The following is a 6,623-nucleotide window of genomic DNA, read 5'->3' on the forward strand; positions in this document are numbered from 1 at the left end:
GTCGTCATTGTCCATCAACCATGCGTGATCCGCGCGAAATCAATTTCGTTGCGCCGGAGAAGGCGATAGCCCAGGCGCGCCGCATGGCGGAAGAGGGCGCGGCCATCATCGACATCGGCGGGGAATCGACGCGGCCCGGTTTTGCCCCGATCAGCGCCGAAGAAGAGCAGACGCGGGTGCTGCCGGTCATCGAGGCGCTCGCGGCATCGGGCGAGGCGCTGATTTCGGTCGACACCTATCGCGAGGACACCGCGCGGCGGGCCGTCGCTGCGGGGGCGCATATCGTCAACGATGTCTGGGGACTGCAGCGCGAGCCCGGCATCGCGAGAGTCGCGGCCGAGACCGGCGCCGGCCTCATCATTATGCATACCGGCCGTGAACGCCAGAAGCTGCCGGACGTGATCGAGGACCAGCTTCTGTTCCTCAGCAAATCGCTGGAGATCGCGCGCGCCAGCAATGTTGCCGAGGACCAGATCGTGCTCGACGCCGGTTTCGGCTTTGCCAAGGAAACGACGGAGGAAAATCTCGATCTGATGGCGCGGTTCTCCGAGCTTCAGGCGCTCGGCTTTCCGCTGATGGCGGGAACGTCGCGAAAGCGTTTTATCGGCGGCGTCACCGGGCGCGAGCCCGCTGAGCGCGCTGTTGGCACGGCGGCCACGAGCGTCATTCTGCGGCTCAAGGGAGCCGATCTTTTTCGCGTCCACGATGTCGCAATCAACGTGGATGCGCTGGCGATGGCCGATGCTATGCTGGCGCGAGAAAAACTTTCTCCCGGACGCTGACGATGTATGTCATCCGCATGAAGAACTGCGCCTTCTTTGCCCGGCACGGCGTGCTGGACGAGGAGGAGACGCTCGGTCAGCGTTTTTATGTCGACGCCGAACTCACCGTCGAGCCCAGCCGGCCGCTGGAGGACGATTCGATCGAGGATACCGTCAATTACGGCATCGCTTTCGCGGTCATCGAGAAGATCGTCACCGGGCACCGGCGTTTCCTGATCGAGGCGCTGGCGCTGGAAGTGGCGAAAGCGCTGGCGGCGCGCTTTCCACAGATCAGGAAAGCGGAAATTACCGTGCGCAAGCCGAACGCCCCGGTTCCGGGCGTGCTCGATCATGTCGAGGTGACAGTTGTCTGGCCTCAATAGCGCCGTCTACCTTAGCCTCGGCGGCAATCTCGGCGATCCGGCGAAATCCATGGCCGCGGCGCTGCGCATGCTGGACGGCGACGACAAGACGCGCGTCACCGCTGTTTCCTCACTCTACCGGACGCCGCCGTGGGGCAAGCTCGACCAGCCGGATTTTCTCAATGCCTCCGCCGGGATCGAAACGGCGCGCTCGCCTCGCGACCTGCTCGATCTCTGCCTGGACGTCGAGAGGCGCCTGAAGCGGGTGCGCGAGGAACGTTGGGGGCCGCGCCTGATCGACATCGACATTCTGGTGTTCGGTGACCGGGTGATCCACGAGACGGGTCTTGAGGTTCCCCATCCGCGCATGCTGGAGCGGGCCTTCGTGCTGGCGCCGCTGGCCGAGATCGCGCCCGACCTTGTGGTCGGCAACAAAAGCGTGTCGGAGCGGCTCGGCGCCGTCGATATTTCGGGGATCGAGCGGCTGCCGTCCGGCCGGGAGTGGTGGCTCGCTTAGATTAGCCGAGGGTGGGATTGGTTGGAGGAAGACGGATCTTGGCCGTGGCGATCATCCATTCAACCACTTCCACGGACACTTCAGACTCAAACAGGGTCACGGTCATCTTCCTATCGAAATCCGAAAAGAAAATCTGGCCCACAATGTGCCCGTGTTGGTCGGCGAGTTCCAGATACATGCCATCGCGTTGGACGTCGCTTCCGATCGTGGCTTCGTAGGTCCGCCCTGCTAGCACGATCATATGTTGATTATCCGCAGTTTGCCTGTTCAGCCGGAGAAACCGCCGCCCTCGAGAAACGTCTTTTCCTCGGGCGTCGTCTCGCGGCCGAGCATTTTGTTGCGGTGCGGAAAGCGCCCGAAGCGCTGGATGATCTCCAGGTGCTCCTTGGCGTATTTCAGATAATCCGGCGCCCTCGCCGCTGTAAGTTCGAGCGAGCGTTCCTGATCCGCGAGCGACTCCGAATGCTCAAAGGGGAGATAGAGGAAGACACGGAGTGACTCTTCAAGCGCCATATCATGACCGGCGGCGATCGCCCGATCGGCGAAATGCCTGGCCAGCGGATCGGTCGCGTACATATGCCCGGTGCCGCGGAAGCAGTTGCGCGGAAACTGGTCGAGCAGGATCATCAGCGCCAGCGATCCTTCGGCATGCTCGCTCCAGGCGTCGCATTCGCGCCGGGCGGCGGCGTGGTGCAGCTCGAGGAAGCAGTCGCGGAAGCCGGAGTCGAACGCGTCGTTCTTCTCGAACCAGGCGTCCTCGCCGGCATCGCGCCAGAATTTGGTGACGGCAAGCGCCCGCGGGTCGAGTTCTGCCACGCGCTGCTCCTCAGCTCTTCGTCTCTGCCTTGTTCAGCACGCCGGCCGTCTCTTCGTTCAGCGCCCGGCCGGCGCGGCGCGGCTGCGCGAGCGGGGTCGGGATCGGCGTGCCGATATTGCCTTTGAGAAAGCGCTGGCCGGCGCGGATACCTTCGGCGAGCTGTGTCTCGATGCGAGCTGTGTCGCGGCGGCGAACGTCCTCGATCACCTCGGCTACCTCCTCCGGATCGACGCCCAGCGCTTCCAGGGCCGAGCCGCCGAAGACCAGCGCCGATTCAAAGGTCTCGCGCAACTGATAGTCGACGCCGGCGCGGATGAGTTGCAGCGCGGTGCCGCGGTCGAAGGCGCGCGCCAGGATAGTGACCAGCGGGAATTCGGCCTTGATCAATTGCGCGATGCGCACGGCCACGTCCGGTTTGTCGACGCAGATCAGCACGGCGCGCGCGCGGCCAGCGCCCGCCGCACGCAGGATGTCGAGCCGCGTGCCGTCGCCGTAATAGACCTTGAAGCCGAAATCGGCCGCCGCCTGGATCATCTCGACCTCATTGTCGATGATCGAGACGTCGAGGCCGCGCAGAAGCAGCGGCTGGCTGGCGATCTGGCCGAAGCGGCCGAAGCCGATGATCAGCACGCTTCCGGTTAGCCCGTCGGCGATGTCGACGCCTTCCAGCGATTGCTCGTCGCGCGGGGTGAGGTAGCGCAGTGCCAAGATAGCCACGGGCGTCAGCACCATGGAGATGATGACGATTGCGGTCAGCGTGGAATTGGCCTGGCCGTCGATGATGCCGACGACGGCGGCCGAGGAATAGAGCACAAAGGCGAATTCGCCGCCCTGCGCCATGACGACGGCGCGCTCGAGCGCCTCGCGATGGCCGCTCTTGAGCATACGCGCGACCAGATAGATGCCGAGCCCCTTCATGACCATATAGGCGACGACATAAATGGCGACTAGGCGCCAGTTCTGGGCGACGACGCCAAGGTCGAGCGACATGCCGACGGCAAGAAAGAACAGGCCGAGCAGGATGCCGCGAAACGGCTCGATATCGGCTTCGAGCTGGTGGCGGAAGGTCGATTCGGAGAGCAGCACGCCGGCGAGGAACGCACCCATCGCCATCGACAAACCGGAAAGCTGCATGGCTAGCGCCGACCCAAGCACCACCAGTAGGGCGGCGGCCGTCATCACTTCGCGGGCGCGGGCATCGGCCAGGATGCGGAAGAGCGGGTTGAGCAGATAGCGACCGGCCACGACGAGGCCGACGATCGCCGCGATCCCGATCCCCACTTCGGTCAAGCGCTCAGACAGGCTGGTCTCCGCGCCCCCCGGCGCCAGGAACGCCACCAGCGCCAGAAGCGGCACGATCATCAGGTCTTCGAGCAGAAGGATCGAAACGATGCGCTGCCCTTTGGGCGCGGCGATCTCGCCGCGCTCCTCGAGCAGTTGCATGACGATCGCGGTCGAGGTCAGCACGAAGCCGGCGCCGGCGACGAAGGATTGCGCGATCGGAAAGCCTCCGGCCAGGCCGACAAGCGTCAACAGAACGGCGCAGACGCCAACCTGCAGCGCGCCGAGACCAAAGATTTCCCGGCGCAGGCCCCAGAGTCGCGACGGCTGCATTTCCAGGCCGATGATGAACAGGAACATGACGACGCCAAGCTCGGCGACGTGAAGGATGGCTTCCGATTCGGAAAAAATGCGGAGGCCGAACGGCCCGATGACCACACCGGCAGCGAGATAGCCGAGGATGGAGCCCAGCCCGATGCGCTTGAAGATCGGCACGGCGATCACGCCGGCAGCGAGCAGCGCCACTACCTGTACGAGATCGCTGCCCGATGCTTCAGCCGCCATGACTACCGTCCTTTCGTTTCAGCACTCCTTGCATGCAGCGGGAGTGCGAGGCAAGGGCAGGGGCCTGGCAGGAAGAGCAGGGGTGTCGGCCCGAAAACGAGCGTGTGCCGTCAGGCAAACTCCCGCTGCAGCTTCGTACACAAGTTTACGGAGCCCGGTCGTTGCGCGCCGCCACAATCAAAGGTTAAGGCCAGTAGGCTTTGGCTATGGAGCTTCAGCCATTGGAGGGCAGCGGCGATGGGCCGCTGCCTTTTTTTGAGGAGATGACTGACATGAAGAAGTTTTTGCTCGTTGCCGTTGGCGTTGCGGCGCTGGCCGTTTCGGCCTGTTCGAAGGGACCGGAGTGCACACAGGAGATCGCCGCCAAGAAGGCGCAGGACATGGCTGCCGCGCTTCAGGAAGCAATCACCAAGGATCCGAGCAAGGCGGCTGATCTGACGGCCAAGGTGCAGGCCGTGACGACGAAATATCAGAATGCCACGACGCTGGACGAAGCCTGCAAGGCATATGACGAAGTGACTGCCGCCATCAAGGGTTGAGCCAAGTCAAAACGAAAGAAGGCGGTGGCCATTGGCTGCCGCCTTTTGTCTTCCTCGATCGCCTTTGCTCAGTTCTTCGCGATCGAGCCGACTTCGACCGTGTCGACCCGCTTTAGGCTCATGCCGATGACCGGCACCAGCTGCTTGTCGACGCGCACGGCGACCGTCACGGTCATCGAATTGTCGTCGGGAACGCGCGCCTGCATGACGCCGTTCAACTGATTGCGGTTAATGGTGAAGACGACCTTTTGGGGATCGACGACATTGCCGCCGACAATGTCCATGCCGTTGCCGGTCGAGCCGCCCATGAAAGTGCCTTTGTAACCATCCCGGCCCCGGCGTTCGACCGTCGCCGACATCTTCTGGGTGAAGACGCCGACCCGGCAGTCGCCGTCTAGCGTCATGCCGACCTTGCCGTCCGGCGTGGAACCGTTGAAATTGCAGGTGAACTTCGTGCCCTTGTATTTGCCGGCGATGATTTCGCCAGGGCCGACCCATTTGCCTTCGACCGAGCGGAAAAACTGCTTGTCAGCCTCTGCTCCAAAGGCCCTTTCGACGAGGCCGAGCGGTACGGCGGCCGCAACCGTTGCGGTCATGACGCAGGACAAGATTACGCTTCTCATTGACAACACCCGGCACGAACGAGTCTGCTGTTGGAACCAGAGTGACCATGAAGAAGATTGGTTAATGCTTCGTCACTGGCGACCGTTTCTGCATTTACCTTACTGCTCGCTTCGGCCATCCTTTCGCGTCGCGAACGAGGTCAATGCCGAGAGGAAATCGCCTAGCCCCGGTCGCTTTACCGCAATGAACGGCAGCGGGCGCGTCGTTTCCATCGCCGCGATGCCAATGCGCGCCGTCATCATGCCGTTGACGACGCCTTCACCAAGCTTTGCCGAGAGCTTCGCGGCAAGGCCGTGGCCGACGATCTGCTGCACGAAACTGTCGCCGACGGCGATCGAGCCGGTCACCGCGAGATGGGCAAGCACACCGCGCGCCAGGCGGAAGAAGCCCAGCGTGCCGGGACGGCCGCCATAAAGTTCCGACAGGCGCCGGATCAACCTGCCGGCTTCGAACACGACATAGGCGACGTCGACCAACGCGCGCGGGCTGACCGCCGTCACCAGCGAGACGCGCTTCGCGGCCTCCAGGATCATCATCTTGGCGCGGGCATCGAGCGGCGACAGAATCTCGGTCTCGGCGAGCCGCACCAGATTGGCGCCATCGATGATCTCGCCTCGCAATTCGGCGAGCGAGCGGCGGCCGGCCGCGGTCTCCGGTTTTGCCGCGACGAAGGCGGAAAGCTCGTCGACCAGAGCGCGCGCGGCCTTGGGGTCGTCGCGCGCCACCGCATCCACGGCCCGTCGCTGTAGTTTCTCGACCTCAGCGAGGCGTGCGATGGCGAGGAACTCGCGGATCAGGACGATCAGCAGCGACAAAAGCGCGATGGCCGCCATGCCGGCCGCCAGCCAGCCCAGCCATTCGGCGCGCGCGAAAAGATCACGGATGAGCTGATCCGTCCACAGGCCCACCGCGAGCGAGACAAGCACGCCGAAAGCTCCGAAAAACAGGCGTGCCAGCAGCGAGCGCCTCCTTGGAGCGGTCGCCGGTGGCGGCGGGGCCTGCTCGATATCCGGCTGGTCGAAAACGTCGATCTCCGAGGGAATGACCACGGCGACATCGGCCCTGGCGGCGCGTGGCCTGCGCACGGGCTGTTCGGCGCCACGCTTCTGCGGCGCCTCGTGCCTTGGCGCGGGCTCGGGCCCGATGCGGAAGGCCGCC

Annotated in this window: 9 protein-coding genes; 4 read left to right on the plus strand and 5 right to left on the minus strand. The window is 64.0% G+C overall.

Features of this window, described 5'->3' with window-relative positions; genetic code table 11:
* From folP to folK, 3 genes are all read left to right on the plus strand, one after another.
* Positions 1-782, plus strand: a 782-nt coding sequence (gene folP / locus EOA60_RS13580; RefSeq protein WP_128311481.1) for a dihydropteroate synthase, incomplete at its 5' end; no start/stop codon positions are given.
* A 2-nt stretch (positions 783-784) separates the two neighbouring features.
* Positions 785-1,144 (plus strand): dihydroneopterin aldolase, encoded by a 360-nt coding sequence (gene folB, locus EOA60_RS13585; protein ID WP_066992392.1) that lies wholly within the window; start codon positions 785-787, stop codon positions 1,142-1,144.
* Complete coding sequence (folK, locus tag EOA60_RS13590) at positions 1,128-1,640, plus strand: 2-amino-4-hydroxy-6-hydroxymethyldihydropteridine diphosphokinase (protein ID WP_095800807.1); 513 nt, start codon at positions 1,128-1,130, stop codon at positions 1,638-1,640. Before folB ends, folK begins: the two co-directional genes overlap by 17 nt.
* A 1-nt stretch (position 1,641) precedes the next feature.
* Here the strand turns inward: folK and EOA60_RS13595 are convergent, their stop codons facing one another.
* From EOA60_RS13595 to EOA60_RS13605, 3 genes are read right to left on the minus strand one after another with little or no spacing between them, the layout of a single operon-like run.
* Positions 1,642-1,881, minus strand: a complete 240-nt coding sequence (locus EOA60_RS13595) for a hypothetical protein (protein ID WP_095825309.1) — start codon at positions 1,879-1,881, stop codon at positions 1,642-1,644.
* Positions 1,882-1,907: 26 nt separating this feature from the next.
* A complete protein-coding gene (locus tag EOA60_RS13600; RefSeq protein ID WP_067319728.1) occupies positions 1,908-2,456 on the minus strand; it encodes a DUF924 family protein in 549 nt (182 codons plus the stop codon).
* 10 nt (positions 2,457-2,466) lie between these two features.
* The gene (locus tag EOA60_RS13605; RefSeq protein ID WP_067319730.1) at positions 2,467-4,302 is read right to left on the minus strand and encodes a monovalent cation:proton antiporter-2 (CPA2) family protein; all 1,836 of its coding nucleotides are present in this window, start codon (positions 4,300-4,302) and stop codon (positions 2,467-2,469) included.
* Between the two features lie 272 nt (positions 4,303-4,574).
* Between EOA60_RS13605 and EOA60_RS13610 the strand changes: the two genes are divergently transcribed.
* Complete coding sequence (locus tag EOA60_RS13610; protein ID WP_067320126.1) at positions 4,575-4,841, plus strand: hypothetical protein; 267 nt, start codon at positions 4,575-4,577, stop codon at positions 4,839-4,841.
* Positions 4,842-4,909: 68 nt separating this feature from the next.
* Here EOA60_RS13610 and EOA60_RS13615 read toward each other — a convergent pair whose 3' ends face one another.
* Together EOA60_RS13615 and EOA60_RS13620 are read right to left on the minus strand one after the other, a co-directional pair.
* Positions 4,910-5,437 (minus strand): hypothetical protein, encoded by a 528-nt coding sequence (locus EOA60_RS13615; protein ID WP_245299552.1) that lies wholly within the window; start codon positions 5,435-5,437, stop codon positions 4,910-4,912.
* A gap of 126 nt (positions 5,438-5,563) precedes the next feature.
* Positions 5,564-6,623 (minus strand): TIGR01620 family protein (locus tag EOA60_RS13620; RefSeq protein WP_128311483.1); only part of this gene is annotated, 1,060 nt, incomplete at its 5' end.

Source organism: Mesorhizobium sp. M1A.F.Ca.IN.020.06.1.1 (assembly GCF_004023265.1).
In the GTDB taxonomy this organism is placed as follows: domain Bacteria; phylum Pseudomonadota; class Alphaproteobacteria; order Rhizobiales; family Rhizobiaceae; genus Mesorhizobium.